This window comes from Streptomyces sp. CB02009 (assembly GCF_001905825.1).
Lineage (GTDB): Bacteria > Actinomycetota > Actinomycetes > Streptomycetales > Streptomycetaceae > Streptomyces.
Genome location: NZ_LIVV01000001.1, coordinates 1155336 through 1177881, shown reverse-complemented (window position 1 = coordinate 1177881; position 22546 = coordinate 1155336). Strand labels below are relative to the sequence as shown.

Below are 22546 nucleotides of genomic sequence, written 5' to 3'. Positions count from 1 at the left end.
GCGAGCGCGCATCCGGGCCCGCCCGCATCTGGCCGCGTCCCCCGCATCCGGCGGCGCCCCCGCATCTGGCCACGCCCCCGCGTCCGGCGGCGAGCGACGCAACGTTCGCGTCCCACCTCGGATTCACCTACATAACGGTAACTACCGTTGCCATCTCGTTAAACGTTTACTTCTTGACGGCAATGTGACGGACAAGTTGACTTCGAGCCACCTCGGCCGCAACGTCGCGGCCTCGTCAGGGAGGCAACCCTCATGAACGCAGTGACGCGTCGCACCGTCATCGCCACGACCGCGGTGTCGATGGCGCTCTCGCTCGCCGCCTGCGGCCAGGCCGGCGACGACAGCGCCGGCAGCAGCGACAAGGGCAGCTCGACCAAGATCGGCCTGCTCCTTCCGGAGAACAAGACCGCGCGGTACGAGGCGCTGGACAGACCCCAGTTCGAGCAGGCCGTCAAGGGCGCCTGTCTCACCTGCGAGATCGTGTACAACAACGCGGTCTCCGACGTGGTCAAGCAGAAGCAGCAGTTCGACCAGCTGATCGCCGGAGGCGTGAGGGTCATCGCGCTCGACGCGGTCGACGCGACCAAGGCCGTCGACTGGGTCAAGGAGGCGCAGGCCAAGGGGGTCAAGGTCCTCGCGTACGACCGCTTCATCGCGGGCGCCGACGCCTACGTCAGCCACGACAACAACAAGGTCGGCGAGCTCCAGGGCGAGGCCCTGCTGGCCGCCCTCGGCGCCGAGGCGGCCTCCGCCAACGTCGTGATGATCAACGGTGACGAGAAGGACGCGAACGCGGGTCTCTTCAAGAAGGGCGCCCACACCGCCCTCGACGGCAAGGTCGGCAGGATCGCCTACGAGGCCTCGGGCGAGTGGGACCCCAAGGTCGCCGGCGAGAAGATGTCCGCCGCGATCGCCTCGGTCGGCAAGGACAAGATCGACGCGGTCTACTCGGGCAACGACGGCATGGCCGGCGGCATCGTCACCGCTCTCGAGAACGCCGGCATCAAGGACATCCCGGTGGGTGGCCAGGACGCCGAGATCGCCGGCATCCAGCGCATCATCGCCGGCACCCAGACCTTCACCATCTACAAGAGCCCGCTCGAGCTCGCGCCCAAGGCCGCCGAGCTCGCGGTCGACCTGCTGATGGACGTGCCGCTCCGCGCCAAGACCGAGACCGACGGCGTCCCGTCGATCCTGCTCGACCCGGTGGTCGTCGACGAGAAGAACATCAAGTCCACGGTCATCGAGGAAGGCATCTACACGGCGGCCGACATCTGCTCCTCCGAGCTCGCCGAGAAGTGCACCAAGCTCGGCCTCAAGTAGTCGAACCGGGCCGTCCCCTCCCGCCGGCGACCCCCGCTCCATGGGTCGGCCACCGGTCGCCCCATGTACAAGAGATGAAGGTACCAACTGGCCCCGCAGCAGCGGCAGTAGCCCGCTTCCCCTGCCCGTCCCACCGACCGTGTCGCCGGAAGGGCGCCCGGCGAGGCCGAACCGCCTCGCCGGGCGCCACCCCGTGTTTCGCCCATGTGCCCGTGCCCAGGTGCGTGTACGTCGGATCACGGCGGAGCGCACCAGAGCACCCCTCGCCCGACCGGGACTCCAGAGGCGGCGGGTTCGGGGAGGAGCCGGAGCACCGCACGACTCAGGGCCGGGCACGGCAATCGGGTGTCTGTGGATCCGCGCGGGCTCAGCGTCCTGTCGCGGAGCCCCGCGCTGCTCCGGTCACTCGGAATGCCGAGGGACGTCGTCGTCCGGGCTCGGCACGTGCGGCAAGGTGTGGCCGTCCGGCGTCCTGCCGGTCCGTCACGGCGAGGTGGTCGTGTACTGCGGGGACGCCTTGCGGTGGGCGGCTTCCAGGACGGCGAGGAGGACTTCCTTGCTGGACTCGCGGGTGCGGACGTCGCACAGGACCACCGGGACGACAGGGTCGAGGTCGAGGGCGGAGCGCACCTGTTCCGTGGTCCAGGCCCGTTCTCCGTTGAAGCAGTTCACACCGACCGCGAAGGGGATGCCGCGTTCCTCGAAGAAGTCGATCGAGCCGAACGAGGCTTCCAGACGGCGGGTGTCCGCGAGGACGAGCGCGCCGAGCGTGCCGTGGGCGATCTCGTCCCACATGAACCAGAAGCGTTCCTGGCCCGGTGTGCCGAAGAGGTACAGCACGAGTTCCGGGCTGATCGTGATGCGGCCGAAGTCCATGGCGACCGTGGTGGACGTCTTGCCCTCCACCCCGTCGAGACTGTCGATGTTCTGGCCGGCCTGGGTGAGTCGCTCCTCCGTCTCCAACGGCGCGATCTCACTCACCGATCCCACCATCGTCGTCTTGCCGACACCGAATCCACCCGCGACGAGGATCTTCACGGCCGTGGGGAGATGGATCTGTTCAGAGCTGGCGGATGCCATCGATAACCCTTTCGATGAGTTCCACGCTCGGTCTGTCGGACTGTGAGGGTGGCGCCTGCACGATGATCTTCTCGTCCGCGAGGAGATCACCGCAGAGGACTTTGACGACGCTTACGGGGAGATCCAGATGGGCGGCGATCTCCGCGATCGCTATGGCCCTGTGGCGGCACAGCTCCAGGATCTGCGCCGCCTCCGGCGTCAGGTGGGGATGGTCGACGTCGGGCGATCGTGTGACCACCAGAGTGATCAGCGTGAAGTGGTAGTGGTTGTGTCGGGTACGACCACCAGTGATGGTGTAGGGCCGGAGGTGGCGTCCGGCAATCGCCCCGTCGAGCTCGCGCGGCTCAGGCATCCTGGCTGTGTGCGACGGTGTGGTGGCCTGGGATGCGCGGCGCGGCACTCAGGTACGCTCCGACCTGCTTGACGAGCGTTCCCATCTCGTAGGCCATCATGCCCGCGTCAACCTCCTGCGAGGCGAGGGCCGCCAGACGCGCGCCCTGCCCGGCAGCGGTGATGAACAGGAACGCGTGCTCCATCTGGATGACGGTCTGCTGGACCGCGCCGCCGCGGAAGTACTGCGCCGTGCCCCGGGCGAGGCTGTGCATGCCGGACGCCAGGGCCGAGAGGCGCTCGCCGTCGTCGCGGCCCAGGTCGTGCGACTTCCCGATGAGGAGACCGTCTCCCGACAGCACGATGGCGCAGCGGATCTCCGGTATACGGCCCACGAGATCGTCCAGGACCCAGTCCAGCTGCCTGCTGGTGGCCACTTCAGTCATTGCATTCCTTCGCAGTTCGTTGGGTCCCATGGTCAGTACGCCCGTCCACCGTCGTGGGGTGGAGCGCTGTGGGTTCCGGTGGCCTGGTCCATCCCGCGTCGGATGGCGGCGATGATGCGGGCCGACGCTTCGGGCGAGGTCGGCCCGGCGCCCTCGTTCTCGAGACGGGTGCCGGCCTCCGCCGCCTCACGGCGCAGCTGTACGGCAAGGCTGGACCCGCGCGTGCGCTGGGGCAGTGTGGCGGGTTGCCCGAGGTTCGGCCTGTCACCGCCCGGCGTTCCGTACGGACTCTCAGCGCCCGGCGTTCCGTACGGGCTCTCGGCGCCCGGCATTCTGTACGGGTTCTCGGCGGCGCGGGGCGCCGGCGGGAGGGACGCGTCGGCCATGGGGCGGCCGGTGGGGGCCGAAGGGGCCGGTGCGTTCGCCATGGGTCGGCCTGCGGGCATGGGCGGGACCGGTGCGTCCGGCAGGGGGCGGCCGGTGGGCATCGGTGGGACGGGGCCGGCGGCCGGGGGGCCGGCGGCGGGCGCCTGGCGGGGAACGGGTGCGGCCCGAGGGGGTTCGGGGCTCACCGGCCGCTGGCGCGTGTCGAGGGACTCGGCGCCGTCCTGGTGGTGCGGGGAGACGAGTCCGGCGCCGCCGTACGTGGGGAATCCGCTGTAGTCCGGGACGCGGCTGTGCGTCTCCTGCGGAGGGGCGACGGGGGCTCCGCCGATGTCCTGGGCGTCCGCGGCGAGGTCGTGCTCGTCCCGCCTGCCGGGAACGCCGACCAGGCCGGGCGGCCCGTCCGACGGCCGGGTGAGCGGCGTCGGTTCGGGGAGCGCGGAGGTCGCGGATCCGAAGGAGGGGGCGTCCCCGGGCTGCGGGACCGTGCCGGCGTCGATCGCGTTGACGGAGACCTGGGCGGCGGCCCTGAGCTGGTCCATGACCGGGGAGCCGAGCTCCTCCAGCATGTGGACCGGCAGGAACACGATGGCGAGGGTGCCGCCGTAGACCGAGGGACGCAGTTCGACCCGGATCCGGTGCCGCTGGGCCAGCCGGGAGACCACGAAGTGCCCGAGGCGCGGGTCGGCGCCGAGGGCCGCCATGTCGGGCTTCTGCGGATGGGCCAGGATGTGGTTGGCGTGGGCGAGCTGGTCCGCCGGGATGCCGAGGCCGTGGTCCTCGACGTGCAGGGCGACGCCGTCGGCGACGTGCAGCGCGCTGACGACGACCTGGGTGTAGGGCGGGGAGAAGTTGGTGGCGTTCTCCACGAGTTCGGCGAGCAGGTGGGTGACGTCGGCGACGGCCCGCCCGGCCAGCGCTATCCGCTTCGTCGCCGGGAGGTTCTCGACCTTGACGCGCGTGTAGTGCTCGGTCTCGGCGACGGCGCTGCGCATCACGTCGGTGATGGTCACCGGCTCGGTCATACGGCGGCTGGGGGGCGTGTCGCCGAGGATCACCAGGTTCTCGGCGTGCCGTCGCACGCGCGTGGCGAGGTGGTCCACCTTGAAGATGTCTTTGAGGAGGTCGGAGTCGCCGTGCTTGCGCTCCAGGTCGTCCAGGAGCGCGATGAGGCGGTGGATCAGGGTCTGGGTGCGTCGCGTCAGCTGGCCGAGCACCTTCTCGGCGCCCGCGTGCCCTCGGGACTGGCTGAGCAGGGTGTCGATGGCCGTGTGGCGGAGTCCCTCGATCGCGGATCCCAGGAGCTGGAGTTCACCGGAGGCAAGCAGCGGCGACGTCGGGACGACGGGGGCGAGCGGTTCGCCGCGCTCGGACTGGGCGACTGCCTGGGGCCACTGGCGGGCCATCTCCTCGGTCCGGCGCTGGAGTTCGACCACCGCGTCGAGGGTGGAGCGGCGGGCCCTGAGACCCAGGACGGCGCCGGCCGTGAGGAGGGCCGCGGTGAGGGTCGTTCCGGCGATGAGGCCGATGAGCAGACCGGTCGCGCGGTCGGAGGCCGCGTCGGCCAGCTCGTCCAGCGAGGCGGCGGTGACCTTCTGCAGGTCGGTGACGAGGGTCTCGGCGTCGTCGCTCCAGGCCTTCGTCGAGGAGGGCAGCTGTGCCGCCGGTGCCGCGATGACCGCGTCCTCGACGGAGGCGATGGAGGTGGCCTGCGGGCCGGCGGCGATCTGCGCGTATCGGGTGCGGGCGTCGGCGGGCAGCTGGTCCCCCGCCAGCGAGGCCCGTATCTCCCGCTGGGCGGCGACGGATTGGCCGAATCGCTGGTGGTCGGCCGCGGAGATGCCGCCCTGAGGGAGGCCGGCGGACAGCAGGGCGTCCTCGCGCGAGAGCATCTCGACGAGTCGGACCAGGGTGGCGGTGGCGTTGCCTCCCTGGGCGAGCGGCCCGTCCTCGCTGCGCACCGCGGCGCCGATCAGGTCGGTACCGCTCTGGATGACGTCGGTGAGGTGGCCGAAGGCGTCGGCGGAGGACATGGTGCGGGTGTCGACGGCCTCGCGTCGGCCGGTGAGCGTGTCCAGGGAGCTTCCGAGGCGCCTCGCCGCCGCGCCGAGCGAGCCGTCCGTGGAGGACAGGCCGGCCCGGAACTCCACGACCGCGGCGTCGGTCTTCGTGCGGGCCTGGTCCAGGGCGCCGCGCGCGGCGGCCGAGCGGCTCGTCTGCCACAGGGCGGTGAGGCGCCGCTCCTGCTGCAGCGCGGTCACCACGTTCAGAGTCCTGCCGCCGGTCGTGGCGGTGCGTTCCGCGTCGTCCTGCAGCTGGATCTGCTCGCCGGCCAGACCGGCGGCCGTGTAGCCCCAGAGGCCGGTGAGCGCGATGGCGGGGGCGACGATCGGCATGATCAGCTGCGTGCGGAGAGACCTGCGCGGGACAAGCCGGTGCCGCGCCTTCGGGTCGCTAGTGCCTGACATCTGAATGGAATCCTCGCAGCGAGCTGACGACAGTGAAGATGATGCTCAGCGGTCCTGACCGCCTGCGGCGTGGCGCCTTGACGCAGGAGCACCACGGCAGTGATCAAGGCGCACCGTATCAGGAGTCCGTGGTACCGGTACGCCTCGCCCGGCGCCATCGGACCCGGTCAACGGACTCATGGACAGGGCGAGTTGGTGGGCGTCGGCACCGATTGAATCCGGTCACAGCAACGCGAGCAACTTCGGCGTGTAGAGGTCGCTGATGGTGGCGGTGCCGGCGACCATGTCGAAGTAGACCGAGGTGAGTTCGGGATCCTGTCGGATCGCACGGAGCAACGCCAGTCGCTGCGGGTGCTGTTCGGCGAGACGTCCCACCGCCAGGGTCGCCTCGTAGCCGGGGAGGAGCGCGGCGTCCCTCTCCTTTCCGTACTGGGCGAGGCCCTCGTCGAGAATGGCCGGATCGCCGTCGAGCCGTCCGCCGACGTGCCGGGCCAGCAGCTCGGCCTGGAGGAAGGCGTCGCTGATGCCGCGCGCGGTGATGGAGTCCTTGTGGTGTCCCGCGTCGCCGACCAGGGCCCACCCGGGCCCCGCCGCCTGCCGGAAGTAGTTCTGCTGGTCGCCGGTGCCGCGCAGGCGCTCCACCTGGGTGGCGCCCTGCAGCCGTTCGTACAGGGCGGGAGCGGTGGCCCGTACCTGCTGGAGGTGGTGATGCTCCGCGTCGGCGCGGACCTCCTCGAAGCGGGACTGGGGGAAGTACGTCAGGACCAGGGTGGCCTGGTGGGTGGCGACGGCGGCGACCCAGCGGTCGGGGGCCTCGTACAGTTCGAGGTCGGCCGGCACGCCCTGCCAGTACGAGTAGTACGCACAGGTCAGCCGGGGGTGCTCGACGACGGTCGGGGCTCCGGTGAGGCCGGCGACGGTGGACCGCATGCCGTCCGCGCCGATGACCAGGCGCGCGTGTTCGCGGAAGGCCTTCCCGTCGTGGGTGCCCTCCACACCGACGACCCGGCCCGTGGTGTCGTGCAGCAGCCCCGTCACACGGCAGCCCAGTCGTATCTCTGCGCCGGCCTTGGCCGCGGCTTCGGCGAGCAGGGGGTCCAGGACGTGCCGGCGGGGAGCGTAGGCGGCCCGTTGGCCGTCCACGCCTCGGCCGCAGCCCTCCAGGCGGATGCCGGCGACCTCGTACGCGACGCGCTCCAGAGGCGGGCATCCGGTGGCCTTCAGCTCGTCGAGCAGGCCCCACCGGGCCAGTGCCGCCACTCCCGGCTGGTGGATGAGGTGCGTGGAGAGGGTGTCGGAGGGGAACGTGGCGCGGTCGAGGACCAGGACGCGGTGGCCCGCCCGGGCGAGCTGGAGGGCGGTGGCGGAGCCGGCGACGCGTGCGCCGACGACGATGACGTCGAGCATGTGGGTGCTGCCTCATAGGGATGGTGGGTTGAACCGCGTCGGGCAGGCCCCTCCCCCGGGAGGCCGGGCCCTGCGCGGTGCCGGTCAGCGTGTGAGGGACAGCTCTGTCAACAGCGCACGGTGGTCGATCTTTCCGTTGGCGTTCAGGGGAAGGCTTTCGAGGACCGAGATGCGGCGGGGTCGCATGTAGGGCGGGAGGCGGTCGGTGAGCTCCGCGAACAGCTTCTGCGGATCGCACGCGCCGCCGGTCACGACCGCGTGGAGTTCGGGCGAGCCCTGGGCGTCCGGCACGGCGAGCACGTACGCGTCGCGGACGCCGTCCAGTTCCCGCAGTACGGCCTCGACCTCGCCCGGCTCGATGCGGTGCCCGCGTACCTTGATCTGGTGGTCGGTCCTGCCGAGGTGCACGAGGGCACCGTCCCGGAGGGTGACGCGGTCTCCGGTGCGGTACCAGTGGTCGGCGGTCACCTCTTCCGCGGAGGCGTCGGCGCCGTCGCCGGGAGGGTGGAAGCGGCCCGCGTCGTGCGTCGGGTCCAGGTACCCGGGGAACCGCTGCGGCCCGCGGACCAGCAGCTCGCCGGTGTCTGCGGGAAGCCCGTCCTCGTCCAGGACCAGGTGCTCCAGGCCCGGATGGCAGTGCCCGATCGGCGCGGTCCCGTTGGGTGTGGTGGGCCATGCGGAGGGATCGTCCGGAAGCCGGTGGGCCGTGCAGGAGATGGTGAGCTCGGTCGGCCCGTAGAGCACCTCGATCGCGCTCCGCGGCGCCGCGGTCCGCCAGGCGCGGGCCGCGGTGAGCGGGAGGGCCTCACCGCCGAAGACGCTCCACCGGAGGGTGGGCATGCTGTCGGGCTTGAGCGTGCCGAGGCGCTCCGCGAAGGAGATCAGCGAGGGCACCGAGAACCAGTGGGTCAGCCGCAGGTTGTTGACCGTCGCCACCGGCGACAGGAGTTGGGCCGCGCTCGGCACGACCAGCGTCCCGCCGGCCGCCCAGGCGACGAAGAGGTCGTGCACGGAACCGTCGAAGGTCAGGTCGAAGGCCGCCGACATCCGGCTGTCCGCCCCGATCCCGTAGCGGCCGGCCATCACGGCGAGATAGGCGCAGAGATTCCGGTGGAGGACCGGAACGCCCTTGGGGCTGCCGGTCGATCCTGAGGTGAAGATGATGTACGCGATGTCGTCCGGGCCCGGTTCGGGGAGGTCCGACGGGGCGGGCGGCGGCGGGCCGGGCGCGGTTGTGGGCTGGAGGAGCAGCTCGGTCACGCCCAGGACGACGGCGGCGCCCGGGGTGTCGGTGAGCACGAGGTCGAGGCCTGCCGCTTCGATGATGGAGGCGGTGCGGGACGGCGGGTGCTCGGGGTTGAGGGGGACGACCGTCGCGCCGGCGCGCAGTGCGCCGAGATAGCCGGCGTAGGCGCTGACGGTGCGGCCGGCCAGCAGCCCGACGCGCCGGGGGCCCGATCCGGTGCGTGCGAGGATCTGCGCGGCGTGGCCCGCGGCCAGGTCGTCCAGTTGGCGGTACGTCAGGGACTGCCCGCCCACTTCGAGTGCGACGCGCTCGTCGCCGTACCGCTCGACGGAGCGCGCGAACCAGCCGTACACGTGCTGCGGGTCGGTCATCGCGCACCGACCACGAGCGCGTCGGTCCAGAGGCGCAACTCCCCCACGGTGCCGAGCCGTCCGACTTCCTCCGGGTCGATCTCCTGTCCCGTCTGCTGGCTCAGTTCGACGATGAGCTGGAGTCGGGCGAGGGAGTCGATCCCTATGTCGGAGAGGCGCGAGGCGTCGTCGAAGTCGGTACGGGCGTGCTCACGCAGCAGCCAGTCCGCGGCGCTCTCCGCGCCGGTGCCCCGGTCCTCGCCGGGCCAGTATCTGCGGGTCTGCCAGGGGTACCGGGGCAGCGGCACGACCGCCCCGGGTTCGTCGAACAGGGCCTCCCAGTCCACCTCTTCGCCGGCCAGGTACTGCTCGGTGGCGGCGGCCAGCGGCGCGGGGACCCCGGTGCGCCCGCCTCCCGGCGCCCTTCCGGTGGCCAGGGCGAGCGCCAGTTCCTCGTGGCCGGCTCCGACGACCGCAAGCCGGTGGACGTGGTGGGTGCGGCGGGCGGTCGCGCTGTAGCAGATGTCGCGCAGACCGTACGCGGCTCCCCGGCCGCCCGCCCCCAGGTAGGTGACGTAGGCGGCGGCGAGGTCGGCCAGGGCCTCGGGGGAACGGGCGGAGAGCGCCAGGACGTACGGAGTGCCCGGGGCGGCTTCCTTCGCGCGGCCGGGTGCGTGGTCCGCCTGGCGCAGCACCACATGGGCGTTGAGTGCGGACACGCCCTGGCTGGACACACCGGCGAGTGCCGGGCGGTCCGATGACGGGAGGTCGTGGAGGTCGACCGGTATCCGCAACGGCAGCTTCTTCCAGTCCACTTCGGGGGTCGGCTCGTCGACGTGGAGACTGGCCGGTATCTGCCCGTTCCGCAGGCAGAGCACGGTCTTGATCAGGCCGGCCATGCCGCCGGCGGCCTCCGCGTGGCCGATGTTCGACTTCGCCGATCCCACGAGGAGCGGCCTGTGGTCCGGGCGGCCCTCCCCCAGCACCTCTCCGAGGGCTCGCAGTTCCAGCGGGTCGAGCAGGGGGCTGCCGGTGCCGTGGGCCTCGACGTAGTCGACCTCGCTCGGGTCGACGTCCGCGTCCTCGTACGCCCAGCGCAGTACGTCAAGTTGGCCCGTGAGGGAGGGGTTCAGGAGCTGGTCGGTGGTGCGGCCGTCCGTGCCCACCGCGCTCCCGGCGATGACGGCGTGCACCCGGTCCCCGTCGGCGAGGGCGTCCGCCAGTCGCTTGAGGACCACGACGCCGACCCCGTCGCTCGGGGCGTGGCCGTCCGCCCGGGCGTCGCCGAAGCGGCTGCGGCCGTCGGGTGACAGCGTTCCGGCGTGGCCCATCATGATGCCCTCGTCGGGGCGCAGCACCAGGTTCACACCCGCGGCGAGCGCGAGGGAGCTCTCCCGCACGCGCAGGCTCTGCACGGCACTGTGCACGGCGTAGAGGGAGGAGGCGCACGCCGTGTCGATGAGCATGCTCGGGCCGCGGAAGTCGAAGGCGTACGACACCTGGGCGGGAATGACCGAGCGGAAGTTGAGGTACTGCACGGCCGTCATGGCCTGCGGGCCGTGGCGGAAGGCGCGTTCGACGAAGTCCGCTCGCGTGGCTCCCACGAACACGCCCGTCCTGGTTCCCGCCAGGCGATCGGGCCGCAAGCCGGCCTCTTCGAGGGCGTCCCAGGCGGTCATCAGCAGCAGTCGCTGCTGGGGGTCGAGTTCGGCCGCGTCGCTGCTGGACATGCCGAAGAACTCGGCGTCGAAGTCCGCCAGGCCGTCCACGTATCCGGCACGGCGGCTGCCCAGGGTGCCGGGTTCGGGTTTCAGTGAGTCGAGGAAGTCGGCGTCGTAGCGATCGGGCGAGGAATCCGCGGTGGCATCCGTCCGATTGCACAGCAACTGCCAGAACTCGTCGATGTTTCCGGCTCCCGGAAGTCGGCAGGCCATTCCGACCACCGCCACTGAGCGCGCATCCGCGTTCGCTCCGTTCATTCAGAAAACTCCCTCAATGCCTCACCGCAGCACGTACAGTGCGAAGCAGCTTCAATTCAACGGACCGCGCCTGGGCAGTACAGTAGGCGTTGGCCTGCGGTTCTGGGAGTGGGCCAGTCCGGGGACCGAACCGCACGTCGCCAGAGCGGCGTTCGCGGGTGGCGGGTGGAGCCCGGTCGGGGCTCCGTCTCCTGCGGGCACCACGAGTTGTGCCCCCCACGGGGTCGAGCGGCCCCCACCAGGCCGGCTGCCCCCGGTCAGTGCGCTCACATGCCTGTCTCCTCGGCCCACGTGCTCCCGCGTCCTAGATCAACCCCGCATGATTGTCATATGCCTTGCCGCCATTCCCCGCCTTTCGGCGATCAGTTGGCGTGAATTGATCGCTACTCGTTGAAACATCTTCTTTCTCCAGATATACTGCCAGTTTTCATGCCTCACGCTGTCAAATCCACCCACTTCGACATCCACGGATGGCGAATCACCCTCTGGCCTCCCCCAACCGGGCCCGAAATCCAGGGAGGTGACGGACCACCAGTTCCGTGGATCTGATTTCATGTGATCTCATGGATCCCCAGACAAGTGGCGAGGCCCGGCGGCAGCGCCTGCAGGCCCTTGGCCTCAACTCGGCAGACGCGGAAGCCACCTTCGATCGCGTGGCCAAGGTGGCGGCGACCGTGACCGGAGCGCCGCTGGCCATGGTCAACTTCATCAACGACCAGACGCAGATGTTCCGGGGCATGTACGTCCCTCGGGCCCCCGACACCTCCCCCGACGAGGTGACGAGCGCCGATGCGGGCATCACCTTCGACCTGAGCAACTCCGTCGCGCGGGAGGCGCCCGGCGACTACGGGTTCTGCCCCCACGTCGTCGCGCAGGGAGCCCAGCTGGCTCTCGACGACGTGCTCGACTATCCGCGCTTCGCCGGCAATCCGCTGGTCAACGACATGGGCGTACGCTCCTACCTCGGCACTCCCCTGCGTGACAACACCGGCATGATCCTCGGCACCCTGTGTGTGGCCGACACGTCACCGCGTACCTGGGACCCGCAGACCAAGGAGCTGATGCACGACCTCGCGCAGACGCTGGTGTCGGAGTTCCGGCTCCGGGACAGTCTCCTCGCGCAGCAGCAGGAGCTGTTCGCCGTCTTCGACGGGGCTCCGTTCCCCATCATGCTCACCGAGGGCCCCCGCCATCTGATGCGCTACGCCAACGGCCGCCAGGCCGTCGTCTTCGGCATGGGCCGCCAGTACCTGCCCGGTCCTTCGGAACTGCCCGGCCTGCGGAGCGCCGGCGTCTTCGACGCCATGGACACCGCCTTCCACAGCGGCCAGCCGATCACGCACCGGGCTTCGCTCCCGACCGCCGACCACGTCGGGTACCAGGAGTTCGACTTCCTCTGCACTCCTGTCCGCACGTCCCCCGGGGCCCCGATCAGCGGCATCCTGACGGTCGCCATGAACGCCTCGACGGTCTCCGACCCGCACGCGTTCTCCGTCAACGTGCAGCAGCAGTTCGAGCGCCTGGGCGCCGGCGGCGGCCCCGCGCCCTTCCCCGGCCAGCACGGGTGAGTCCCGACGCTCAGCCGGGAGCCGTTCGAGGCAGCCGCACAGGAACGTTCCGCTAGCGGTTCCGGGTGCGGGGCTCCTCGCACCCGGAACGGGCCTTTCAGCGGCTAGATCAAGCCAATGTTCTGCGGGGCCGTCGCTTGCCCGGGGGCGAGGCCGCTTGCTGCCCCGGTATGTGGCCGCATGCTGCCCGGGTGCGAGGTCGCCCGCTCCGCCGCTGCGCGGTCCTTCCAGGCTCGCTCGGCGTTCCGGAGCGGTCGGAGGCACCCTGGACGTATGGGTACCGCTCCGATAGTCGTCCACGCGCCCTCCCCGACCGGGGGCCGGCGGGTCACCGTGCGTGGCGAGATCCTAGGACTGGCCCACCGCGACGAGGACGTCGTCGAGTTCCTCCGTCGCGCCGGGCTTCCCGAGGCACAGGACCTGCTCGACGATCCCGCCTGGGTCACCTGGCGAGGCAGCCGCCCCCACCGGTACGAGGCGGCTTGACGGCGCCGGGGACGGGGACGGCCGGTAGTGGGGGGAGGTCGTAGGCGCCCACCCCCAGCCCGGCTGTGGGGGAGACGCAGGCGCCACCCCCACCCCTACCGGTGTCCCGTCCTAGCCGTGTGACCGCCTACCGCGCGACCCCGAGCCCCCGGTGAACCGGGACAGGAGACCGCGACGACGACGTCCCGCCCTCAGCCCGAGCGCGTACGCCCCGGTGAGAGCCGCCGCCGTACCTGCTGTGGCGCCGCCTGCGAGGACCAGGCGGGCATGCGGGTCGCTCCACATCCAGCCGCCCCGGCCGACGGTGCCCCGTACGGCCTGCATGGCCGCCAGGGTCTTCTCCGCCATCGGGGCGGGGAGCGCGGTGAGCGTTCCGCTCACCGTCGTCGACTCGGGGTCCGCCCCCTTCGGGCCGGCGGCGTGCGAGCCGCCGTGACGGGACGGGTCTTCCTTGCTCGATTCGCTGGCACTCATGCTGTCCGTCTGCCCGGCTCAGACGGGGCAAACACGGTTCGCGGCACGACCTCCGACGGTTCTCGCGGTTCACAGAACTTTCACTGACCGTTCCGAGGCCGCGTGAAGGCGCGTAGGGACACGTCACCGGGGTATCCCGGGCGGGCATGGCCGAATCGAATCGCTCCGCGCAGGACAGCCGCGCCGAGAGAGCCTCAGCACGCCGGGCTCCGGCCGGTGAGGCCCCGGCGCACGGGACACCGGACCCCGAGGACGTCGGCCCCGGGCCCGAAGTGGAGCGACGGGCACCGGACGATCCGCGGGACCTTCCCCGTCGGTCCTGGCTCGCCGTGCTCAAGGGCTCGGTGCGGGAGTTCGGGGACGACGAGCTGGCCGACCGCGCGGCGGCCCTCACGTACTACGGCGTTCTGTCCTTCTTCCCCGCGCTGCTCGTCCTCGTGTCCCTGCTCGGTCTCGGCGGGACGTCGACCACCGAGAAGGTCCTGGCCCCCGTCCGCGAGCTGACTCCCGGCCCCGCACGCGACGTCCTGGGCCGTGCGGTGGAGCAGTTGCAGGGCCACGCCGCCACGGGCTCGGTCATGGCCGTCGTCGGGTTGGTGGTCGCGCTGTGGTCGGCATCCGGATACGTCGGAGCGTTCATGCGCGCGGCCAACCAGGTCTACGACATGCCCGAGGGCCGCCCGATGTGGAAACTGCTCCCCCTGTGGATCACTCCCGGCAGCGTCCTCGCCCTGTTGGTGTGGGCCGCGGCGTCCGCCGGGTTCGCGCTCTACGTGGGCGCCTTCGCCTCGTACAACAGGACCTACGGCACCATGGCCGGCGTCATCGTCTTCCTCGTGTGGCTGTGGATCGGCAACCTCGCCCTGCTCCTCGGCCTGGAGTTCGACGCAGAGGCGGTGCGGCAGCGGGCCGTGCTCGGCGGAATGCCGTCGGACGAGGAGCCGTACACCGAGCCGCGCGACACCCGCGCCTGGGACGCCCGCGACCTGCGCCGGGTCGAAGGGCCCGGCCCGAACGCCCGAGGCCCCCGTTTCGGGCCACGTGGCGGGGGCAGCCGCGTCGTACGAGCACGTCGAGCGAGGAGAGCGGCATGAGCACCGACAGCAAGGTGGACCAGGACGTCGTCGCGGTGATTCTCAAGGACCACCGCACCATGGAGGACCTCTTCCGCCGGATGCGGAGCATCGAGGCCGACCGCGCCGCCGCGTTGAAGGAGTTCTCGGCCCTGCTGATCGCGCACGGCGAGGCCGAGGAGGCCGAGGTCTACGGCGCGCTCAAGCGGTTCCGGGGCGTCGACGACGAGGAGGTGGAGCACGGGACGGAGGAGCACACCGAGGGGAACAAGGCGCTCCTGGCCCTTCTCGAGGTCGAGGACGTGGGCTCCGACGCGTGGGACGAACGGCTGGAGGAGCTGGTGAAGGCGGTCTCCCATCACCTCGACGAGGAGGAGCGGACGATCCTCAACGGGGCGAGGGAGAACGTCCCCGACGAGCGCAGGGCGGAGCTGGCCGCCGCGTTCCTGAAGGAGCGCGCGAAGCTGCTGGCGTCGGACTGCGGGAGCCCGGAGAACGTACGCAAGATCATCGACGGATGAGGCGAGGCCGTCCCGCCTGACGGTGAGGGCGGCGCGGGCTCTAACCACGCCCGGACCGTCAGGCGGGACGGCGGAGCTGCTCCCGTACCCAGGCGGGATCCGGGTTGACGTGGGGCCGACCCTCGATGAGGACGGTCGGCACCGTCTCGTTGCCGTCGTTGGCCGCACGCACCACCGCCGCGCCCTCCTCGTCACGCCAGATGTCCACCCAGTACATCCGTCGGGCTCTGCGCCCCAGCCGGACGCGCAGACGCAGGCAGAAGACGCACCCCGGCCGCCAGAAGACGATCGGCCGCCCGTCCTCCGCGCTGCGGCGCTGCGCCTCCAGGGCGCCGATCGACCTCGGGAAGATCAGAGGCGAGTTCGTCACGGCGAGCAGCAGGAACAACACGAGGAGTGCCATCGCCTCGCCGGGGCGCCCGTTGCGGAGGAGTCCGGTCGCGACGGCCGAGCCGCAGAGCACGAGCAGAATCGGCACTGCCCACAAACGCATCATGAAGTGCAGGCTATCGACCCGCCTGACGTGCCCGGGCAACGCCCGTTGTCAGCGCCGTGCGAGCTGGCGCTCGCCGTTGGCGCCGGGCTGGTAGGCCAGACCGTAGTGGTGGAACACCGCGGGCTCCTCCTCCGCGGGAAGGATGTCGTCCGTGCCCATCGAGGGGCAGTCCTTCACGAGCGCCTTCCCGTAGGCGACCCGGACGTAGCCGGGCCCCACGACCGCGTCGTCGAGCGGGACGAAGACCAGACGGCGGCGGGTCGGCAGCCCCACCTCCACGGTCGCCATGGCGGGCTCGTCCGTACTCGTGTCCACGTAGATCGCCTCGAGAGTGCCGATCTTGTGGCCGTCGGGATCGACCACGTCCTGGGTCCGCCACTCACGGATGTCGGCTGACTGAATCATCGGGGGCGTCCTCCGTCGTCCGAGCCCGTGGCCGGACCTCCGCGGCCGTGGATACCTCCCACACTGCTCCCGGCCACCCGCGCCCACCACCTGGCGGGGCGATTGCCGCGTCGATTGCGGCACCGCTGCCGACGGGGCTCCACGGCATCCGGTGCATGCTGCCCGGTACCCCCGACGGCCGCCCTCCTCCCCGAATCTTCCACCTCGCACGGCTCGGAGGGGGCCGTCCACCGCCGACCGGCCGGAGCGGGCCGTCCACCGCGGACGGCCCCCCTCCGAGGAGGATGCGATCACGACCGGCCTCTGCCTAGCCTGAAGGCACCCGAGGCAGGTCCGGAGGCGTAGGGAGATCGCGTGGCGGCCTTCGAGGGTGTTCTTGCCGATCTGCTGGCCCGGTCCCCCCTGCTGTCCGGGCGCGAACTCGCGACCGCGGTGTACGACGCGGGACGGAGCATGGGGCTGACGGACAGCGCCATGTACGTGGCCGATCTGCAGCAGATCCGCCTCATCGCCCTGCCGCTGCCCCTGGCCGAGAACCAGCGGACCCTGGACATCGACACCTCGCTGGCAGGCCTGGCGTACCGGACGGAGACGGTGCAGCAGTCGCGGGACGGTGCCACCGCCTGGCTGCCGATGATCGACGGAGCCGAGCGTCTCGGCGTACTGAAGGTCACCGCGCCCGCCCTCGACTCCGCCCTGCTGGAGGGCTGCGCGGCCCTCGCGGGCATGGCCGCCCTTCTCCTGGTGTCGCAGGCCTCCCACAGCGATCTGCTGGTACAGGCCGAGCGGTGGCGGGCGATGACGGTGCAGGCCGAGCTCTTGTGGGCGTTCCTGCCGCCTCGGACGATCGGCACCACGGAGGCGACCTCCTCGGCGGTGCTCGAGCCCGCGTACGACATCGGCGGTGACACCTTCGACCACTCCCTGGACGGCAACGGACTCCATCTGACCGTCCTCGACTCCATGGGGCACGATCTCGCCTCCGGCGGGGCCAGCGCCGCCGGGCTCGCCGCCTGTCGCGCGACCCGCCGCTCGGGCGGCTCCCTGTCCGACATCGTCACCTCGATCGACCGGATCATGGCCGACTGGTTCACCGACCGGCTGATGACGGCCGTCGTCGCCCATCTGGACACCGCAGGCGGGGTCCTCACCTGGATCAATTGCGGGCACCCCGCACCGCTGCTGATCCGCGCCGGCCGGGTCGTACGCAACGCCCTGGAACGCGAGCCGGACCTCCCGCTCGGCTGGGGCTTTCTCCTCGCGTCGCCGCCCACCGAGCACCGGCAGCGCCTCCAGCCCGGCGACCGGATCCTCATGTACAGCGACGGCGTCACCGAAGCGCGCTCCCCCGACGGTGACCTCTACGGCGAACAGCGGCTGGCCGACACGGTCATCCGCGCCACCGCCGCGGGCGACCCGGCCCCCGAGGCCCTGCGCCGACTGGTCCAGAGCCTGCGGCACCACCAGGACCACAAGCTGCGCGACGACGCCACGATCCTGTTGATCGAGTGGCACCCCACGACGTCGGGAGAACCGGCTCACCGCGGATGAGGGAGGTGGGGGAGGTGGGGGATTCGGGGGAGGGCCGCGGAGACGGGCGGGGGGTCCGGCAGAAAGTGGACGTCGTAGCGTTCCTGGTGCTGCAGGAGGTCGTCGAAGGCCTCCTGCCCGTACTGGATGCGCCCCAGGGTGCGGAAGTACTCGAAGCGGTCGACGCCGGGGGCCAGGACGGACAGCAGTTCCGCCGTCGTGTCGGGGACCGCCCCGAACGAGTGCGGCATCCCGGGCGGGACCGAGACGAGCCCGCCGGCAGTGACGGTCGTCGTGCGGCCGTCGACGTCGAACCACATGACTCCCTCCAGCACGTGGAACAGCTCGGTCGAGCGGGTGTGGATGTGGGGGCGGGCGCCGGTGGCGCCCGGGCCGAGCGTGAGGCGGTTCGCCCCCAGCGCGCCGCCGGTGTCCCGCGCGTCCGCCAGCAGGACGAAGCCTCCGCCATGCGGAAGGGGGATCCGCTCGGCCTCTTCCGCCTGCACGATCAGAGCTTCTCGGTCCTCGCCCATGCCCGTCTCTCCTCGTCTCACGGTCGGTCGGTTCGCTGCATCCCATTCGAGCCCGGGAAGCAGCCGTGAACCACCGGCGGTTACCGAAGGGAGAATTCATGGTTCGTGACGAATGATCACGGCGGGGCGAGGGCCACAGGGCGCGAGGTACGGGAGGGGGGTGGCATGGAGCTGAGGCAGTTGCGCTACTTCGTGACCGTCGCGGAGGAGGGCGGCTTCGGCCGGGCCGCCGAGCGGCTCAGCATCGTGCCGTCGGCGGTCAGTCAGCAGATCGCCAGGCTGGAGCGCGCCTGGGGCATGGTGCTCTTCGACCGCACGACCCGGCGGGTACGGCTCTCCGCGGCGGGCGAACGCATGCTGCCGGAGGCACGCGCCGTGCTTGCCGCCGCCGACCGCACGGCCCGGGTGGCCGCCGACATCGCGGCCGGCGACGACGGCATCCTGCGTCTGGGCATCGTCCACGGCCCTGAGGATCGGCTCCACCGCATCCTGGCCGCGCTCGCCGCCGGGGCACCCCTGCTTCAGGTACGGCTGCGGAGCCTGCCCGTGGCCGAACGGCTGGCCGCGGTGCGCTCGGGGGAACTGGAAGCGGCGTTGGTACGGGCGGTGGGGTCGGCCCCCGGACTGACGCTGCTGCCTCTGTGGCGGGATCCGCTCCACGTGGCCCTGCCCGCGAACCATCCTCTCGCCACGGAACCCGCGCTCCGACTGGACCAGTTGACTTCCCTGCCGCTGCGGCTCGCCCCGCGCGAGGACAACGCGCCCTTCCATGACCTGATCCTCGGTGCGTGCCGAGCGGCCGGGGCGGTGCCGCCTCCTGGACCGCCCTTCACCGGGCTGCAAGCGACGCTCACCGCGATCGGTACGGCCCCGACAGCGTCATGGACCGTCTTCTACGAGGTCCGGGGACTGCCACCGGTCCCCCGGGTGGCGCTGCGTCCCCTCGCCGGGCTGGACGTCACGACGTACCTGGCAGCGCGTCCGGGTCCACCAGGCCCTGCCCTGCGCCATCTGCTGCGGTCGCTCCATGACGCCTGATGGACCGCTTCAGGTCCGGCGGGCTCAGGCATTGGTTCGGCGGGTGCCCGCGGTCGCTCCGGAGTCGGGTCGGCGGGTGCCCTCAGCCGCTCCGGAGCCGGGTCGGCCGGCACCCGCGGTCGCTCCGGGGCCGTGCCGCCACGCACCGACGTCAGTGGGACGAGTCACTGAGACGAGTCACTGAGACGAGTCACTGAGACGCCGCCGCTGCCACCAGTGGGGTTGGGTGCGAGGGCGGACGATGCGCCCCAGCCGCCGGCCGAGGAACACGTATCCGAGGAGCGCTCCCGTGGTGTTGAGGAGGACGTCGTCGACGTCGAAGGCCCGTCCCGTGACGAGCGCGCCCTGCACCAGTTCCACCAGCAGCATGGTGGCCGCGGTGATCAGCGCGACTCGAAGGAATCCGCGCGCCTTGAGGGACAGGAGCGGCAGCAGGATCCCGAAGGGAACACCGAGGGCGATGTTTCCCCCGAGCTGCTTGACGGTGTCCACGAAGCCGGGCTGATTGAGGTAGTTCTCGATCGATCGACCCGGTGTCAGATTGCTGTGGGTGAGGGATACGGACGCGGGCGAGGCCTCCAGGGTGAGCCGGGCCAGGACCACGGCGAACCCCACCATGCCCGCGAGGGCGACAAGGGTCACCAGCACCCGGACGAACCGCCCCGGACCTCGGCGGACGGGGGGTGCCGCCTTCGCCTCAGGCTCTGAGGGCTTCGTCTTGGCCTCGGGCTCTGCTCCGGCACCGGCACCGGCACCAGTCCCTAGCCCTGCCTTCGCCTTCACCTTCGCTTTGGTCTTCGACGCTCGGGACCCCGACTCGGCCTCACCCACGCTCGTACCGGCCGGCTCGGCACCTCCCCCGGCGCTCCGACCCGCCCCGGTCCCGGCCGGCTTCTTCTCGACGGGCGCAGCCGTCCTGCCTGTCACCGCTCCGGCCCGGCTCAACGACGCTCTCCAATCGATCATGTGCCTCTTCCTCCCCTGAACAACCACGTGCGAACAGACACCCGCGTACCCCGTCCAGGTGGCGGCATGCCGTGCGGTTGTATCGATGCCATCCCGCCGGGAACACCTGCCTCAGGAGCGTCAACCCGTAGCACTGTGAGCCCAGTTGGGAATGAGAGGCGTCGACGCGGGCACCAGGCGAGCATGGGAGAAGACACCGAGAACAGACCTTCGCCGCCCCAACGGACGTCGAGACGACCCCGAGGACGGTGGCGTCTCGTCATCGGCGCACTGCTCGTGCTCGCCGTCGCCCTCATGCTGATCGGCCAGTTCTTCAAGCTCCCCGGTCTCGACGTCTTCGGGACGGAGGTGAAGGACCGCTCCGGTCCCGCCGTCCTGCAGTCCGTCCAGGACCTGAGCCGGTACGAGGGCGCAGCCGGGACCTACCAGGTCGTGGTCGACCTGGAGCACGACGCGCGGTTCCTGCCGGACTCGATCCGCGGAACCCGCACCCTCTACGTGGCGAACGGCAGCGTCGGCGCGTACGTCGAGCTGGGCGGCCTCGGGAACGACGCCGTGACCGTCGACGCCGGCCGGACCGAGGCCACCCTGCGCCTGCCGCACGCCCAGCTGGCCGCTCCCTCGCTCGATCCCGAGCGCTCGTACGCCGTGTCGAAGCAGCGTGGTCTGCTGGACCGGCTGGGCGATCTCTTCTCGGACAACCCCGCGAACGAGCAGGCCGTCAACGTCCTCGCCGCCCAGCGCATCAGCGACGCGGCTCGCGAGTCCGGCCTGACGTCGCGTGCGGAGCGGAACACCACCGAGATGCTGCAGAAGCTCCTGGGCGGCCTCGGCTTCGAACGGGTGACGGTCACCTACGTATGAGCCGCATCGGCACGGACCACACTCCGCGGCCTGTGCCGATCGGCACAGGCCGCGGAGTGGACCACACCCTCACCACCAGATGGTGGCCAGCCAGGCATCCACTCCCGCAGTGGCGATGAGCCCGACGTTGAGTGCGATCCGACGGTCTTCGCCGGTCAGATGCACCGCGATCGCACCGACCTGCAGCAGTACGAAACCGATGGCCGCGGCCATCGCCAGCCAGGGCGCGATGCCGGTCAGAGGCGGCAGGATCAGCCCGACCGCGCCGAGTATCTCGACCACGCCCAGTGCTCTGACGGCAGGCAGGGGAATGCGATCGACCCAGGCCATCATCGGGCGGAGTCGATCTCTGCTCCGAAAGGCCTTCACCGCGCCTGCGTAGAGGTAGAAGAGGGCGAGCAGTCCGGCGGTGATCCAGTACGCGATGTGCATGATGTTCCTTCCGCGGTCACCTGCGGCAGGTGCCCGTCGATGCGCAGGCCGGCCATGGGAGTGGGCCGGCCCGGACTGCGAGTGCACCGCCCGGTCCCTGCGGCTGTCCAAGACCCTTTGCGCACGGTCGATACCGCTTGGGTATCGTCGCAGCGTGGAGCTACGTACCCTGCGCTACTTCGTGGCGGTCGCCGAGGAACTTCACTTCGGCAGGGCCGCCACCCGACTGCACATGAGCCAGCCGCCGCTGAGCCGCGCGATCAAGCAGCTGGAGGCCGAGCTCGGGGCGCTTCTGTTCACCCGCTCGCCCGCCGGCGTCTCGCTCACCCCGGCGGGCGCGGTGCTGCTCGACGAGGCGCGGGCCCTCCTCGATCAGGCCGACCACGTCCGCGTGCGGGTGAGCGCGGCGGCCGGCCTCGCGGCGCTCACTGTCGGCATCCTGGGCGACAGCACCGACCCGGGAGCGACCAGGCTGGCCGCCGCCTACCGTCGTACCCACCCCACCGTCGACATCCGCATCCGCGACACCGACCTGACCGACCCGACCTGCGGGCTGCGCGCCGGACTGGTCGACGTCGCCCTGACGCGGGCTCCCTTCGACGAGACCGCGTTGACGGTGGTGGAGCTGCGTACCGATCCGGTGGGCGTGGTCCTGCGCGCCGATGATCCGCTCGCCGACCGCGGGCGACTACGACTGGCCGACCTGGGCGACCGCCGCTGGTTCCAGTTCCCGGACGGAACCGACCCGCTCTGGCAGGCGTACTGGAACGGGGGCGAGCGGCGCGAGGGCCCGGTGGTACGCGTCGTCCATGAGTGCCTGCAGGCCGTGCTGTGGAACGGCACGGTCGGCCTGGCCCCGCTCGGGCACGACTTGCCCGCGGAGCTGGCCGTGGTGCCGCTGATCGACATGCCGCCGAGCCGCGTCGTCGCGGTGTGGAACGAGGGAGACAGCAACCCGTTGATCCGCTCGTTCATCGAGATGGCGACAGCCGCGTACAGCGACCGCCACTGAATACTTCTGACATCGGTCAGGCAATACCCCGTCCACACGTAGCAGACCGCAGGCAGGCTACGCGCTATCTCCCCCTATTTGCCGCGCCATTGCAAAGACTCGGGAAGACTCCTTGCTCCAACGGGTTGTGATGAG

General features: G+C 71.1%; 22 protein-coding genes. 9 read left to right on the top strand and 13 right to left on the bottom strand.

What is annotated here, in order from left to right; translation table 11 throughout:
- Positions 1-252 precede the first annotated feature (252 nt).
- A complete protein-coding gene (locus tag AMK27_RS05265; protein ID WP_073902836.1) occupies positions 253-1323 on the top strand; it encodes a sugar ABC transporter substrate-binding protein in 1071 nt (356 codons plus the stop codon).
- Between the two features lie 483 nt (positions 1324-1806).
- Here the strand turns inward: AMK27_RS05265 and AMK27_RS05260 are convergent, their stop codons facing one another.
- From AMK27_RS05260 to AMK27_RS05230, 7 genes are all read right to left on the bottom strand, one after another.
- A complete protein-coding gene (locus AMK27_RS05260; RefSeq protein WP_073902833.1) occupies positions 1807-2403 on the bottom strand; it encodes a GTP-binding protein in 597 nt (198 codons plus the stop codon).
- Positions 2384-2755 (bottom strand): DUF742 domain-containing protein, encoded by a 372-nt coding sequence (locus AMK27_RS05255; RefSeq protein WP_073902830.1) that lies wholly within the window; start codon positions 2753-2755, stop codon positions 2384-2386. Before AMK27_RS05255 ends, AMK27_RS05260 begins: the two co-directional genes overlap by 20 nt.
- Positions 2748-3179, bottom strand: coding sequence for a roadblock/LC7 domain-containing protein (locus tag AMK27_RS05250; RefSeq protein ID WP_079188197.1), 432 nt, complete (start codon positions 3177-3179; stop codon positions 2748-2750). The genes AMK27_RS05255 and AMK27_RS05250 overlap by 8 nt, the downstream gene beginning before the upstream one ends.
- Before the next feature lie 32 nt (positions 3180-3211).
- The gene (locus tag AMK27_RS05245) at positions 3212-6031 is read right to left on the bottom strand and encodes a sensor histidine kinase (protein WP_079188196.1); all 2820 of its coding nucleotides are present in this window, start codon (positions 6029-6031) and stop codon (positions 3212-3214) included.
- A 222-nt stretch (positions 6032-6253) separates the two neighbouring features.
- A complete protein-coding gene (locus AMK27_RS05240; protein ID WP_073902825.1) occupies positions 6254-7438 on the bottom strand; it encodes an FAD-dependent oxidoreductase in 1185 nt (394 codons plus the stop codon).
- A gap of 84 nt (positions 7439-7522) precedes the next feature.
- On the bottom strand, positions 7523-9055 hold the full coding sequence (locus AMK27_RS05235; protein ID WP_073902822.1) for an amino acid adenylation domain-containing protein: 1533 nt from the start codon (positions 9053-9055) through the stop codon (positions 7523-7525).
- Positions 9052-11013 (bottom strand): beta-ketoacyl synthase N-terminal-like domain-containing protein, encoded by a 1962-nt coding sequence (locus tag AMK27_RS05230; protein WP_073902820.1) that lies wholly within the window; start codon positions 11011-11013, stop codon positions 9052-9054. The genes AMK27_RS05235 and AMK27_RS05230 overlap by 4 nt, the downstream gene beginning before the upstream one ends.
- A 563-nt stretch (positions 11014-11576) precedes the next feature.
- On the opposite strand from AMK27_RS05230, the gene AMK27_RS05225 reads away from it, so the two are divergent.
- A complete protein-coding gene (locus AMK27_RS05225) occupies positions 11577-12581 on the top strand; it encodes a GAF domain-containing protein (RefSeq protein WP_073902817.1) in 1005 nt (334 codons plus the stop codon).
- Positions 12582-12854: 273 nt separating this feature from the next.
- Positions 12855-13067 (top strand): hypothetical protein, encoded by a 213-nt coding sequence (locus tag AMK27_RS05220; protein ID WP_073902815.1) that lies wholly within the window; start codon positions 12855-12857, stop codon positions 13065-13067.
- Positions 13068-13178: 111 nt separating this feature from the next.
- Here the strand turns inward: AMK27_RS05220 and AMK27_RS42280 are convergent, their stop codons facing one another.
- Positions 13179-13541 carry a hypothetical protein gene (locus AMK27_RS42280; protein WP_143204810.1) on the bottom strand — a complete coding sequence of 121 codons (363 nt, stop codon included), beginning with the start codon at positions 13539-13541 and terminating at the stop codon, positions 13179-13181.
- A 146-nt stretch (positions 13542-13687) separates the two neighbouring features.
- On the opposite strand from AMK27_RS42280, the gene AMK27_RS05215 reads away from it, so the two are divergent.
- On the top strand, positions 13688-14635 hold the full coding sequence (locus AMK27_RS05215; protein ID WP_079188195.1) for a YihY/virulence factor BrkB family protein: 948 nt from the start codon (positions 13688-13690) through the stop codon (positions 14633-14635).
- The gene (locus AMK27_RS05210; RefSeq protein ID WP_073902810.1) at positions 14632-15135 is read left to right on the top strand and encodes a hemerythrin domain-containing protein; all 504 of its coding nucleotides are present in this window, start codon (positions 14632-14634) and stop codon (positions 15133-15135) included. Before AMK27_RS05215 ends, AMK27_RS05210 begins: the two co-directional genes overlap by 4 nt.
- A gap of 58 nt (positions 15136-15193) precedes the next feature.
- Here AMK27_RS05210 and AMK27_RS05205 read toward each other — a convergent pair whose 3' ends face one another.
- Positions 15194-15631 (bottom strand): glutaredoxin domain-containing protein, encoded by a 438-nt coding sequence (locus tag AMK27_RS05205; protein ID WP_073902807.1) that lies wholly within the window; start codon positions 15629-15631, stop codon positions 15194-15196.
- Between the two features lie 48 nt (positions 15632-15679).
- Positions 15680-16036, bottom strand: a complete 357-nt coding sequence (locus tag AMK27_RS05200) for a PRC-barrel domain-containing protein (protein ID WP_073902805.1) — start codon at positions 16034-16036, stop codon at positions 15680-15682.
- A 354-nt stretch (positions 16037-16390) separates the two neighbouring features.
- Between AMK27_RS05200 and AMK27_RS05195 the strand changes: the two genes are divergently transcribed.
- Entirely contained in the window at positions 16391-17587 is a 1197-nt protein-coding gene (locus AMK27_RS05195; RefSeq protein ID WP_073902802.1) for a PP2C family protein-serine/threonine phosphatase, read from the top strand.
- Here AMK27_RS05195 and AMK27_RS05190 read toward each other — a convergent pair.
- Positions 17575-18099, bottom strand: a complete 525-nt coding sequence (locus AMK27_RS05190; protein WP_073902799.1) for a cupin domain-containing protein — start codon at positions 18097-18099, stop codon at positions 17575-17577. The genes AMK27_RS05195 and AMK27_RS05190 overlap by 13 nt on opposite strands.
- A gap of 165 nt (positions 18100-18264) precedes the next feature.
- Between AMK27_RS05190 and AMK27_RS05185 the strand changes: the two genes are divergently transcribed.
- Entirely contained in the window at positions 18265-19137 is an 873-nt protein-coding gene (locus AMK27_RS05185; protein WP_073902796.1) for a LysR family transcriptional regulator, read from the top strand.
- Positions 19138-19314: 177 nt separating this feature from the next.
- Here AMK27_RS05185 and AMK27_RS41650 read toward each other — a convergent pair whose 3' ends face one another.
- Positions 19315-19785 carry a VanZ family protein gene (locus AMK27_RS41650; RefSeq protein WP_445194832.1) on the bottom strand — a complete coding sequence of 157 codons (471 nt, stop codon included), beginning with the start codon at positions 19783-19785 and terminating at the stop codon, positions 19315-19317.
- 501 nt (positions 19786-20286) lie between these two features.
- Between AMK27_RS41650 and AMK27_RS05175 the strand changes: the two genes are divergently transcribed.
- On the top strand, positions 20287-20967 hold the full coding sequence (locus AMK27_RS05175) for a DUF4230 domain-containing protein (RefSeq protein ID WP_073902793.1): 681 nt from the start codon (positions 20287-20289) through the stop codon (positions 20965-20967).
- Between the two features lie 69 nt (positions 20968-21036).
- Here the strand turns inward: AMK27_RS05175 and AMK27_RS05170 are convergent, their stop codons facing one another.
- On the bottom strand, positions 21037-21399 hold the full coding sequence (locus AMK27_RS05170; RefSeq protein WP_073902792.1) for a DoxX family protein: 363 nt from the start codon (positions 21397-21399) through the stop codon (positions 21037-21039).
- 154 nt (positions 21400-21553) lie between these two features.
- Here AMK27_RS05170 and AMK27_RS05165 point away from each other — a divergent pair, with 154 nt between their 5' ends.
- The gene (locus AMK27_RS05165) at positions 21554-22411 is read left to right on the top strand and encodes a LysR family transcriptional regulator (protein ID WP_241847307.1); all 858 of its coding nucleotides are present in this window, start codon (positions 21554-21556) and stop codon (positions 22409-22411) included.
- Positions 22412-22546: the final 135 nt, after the last annotated feature.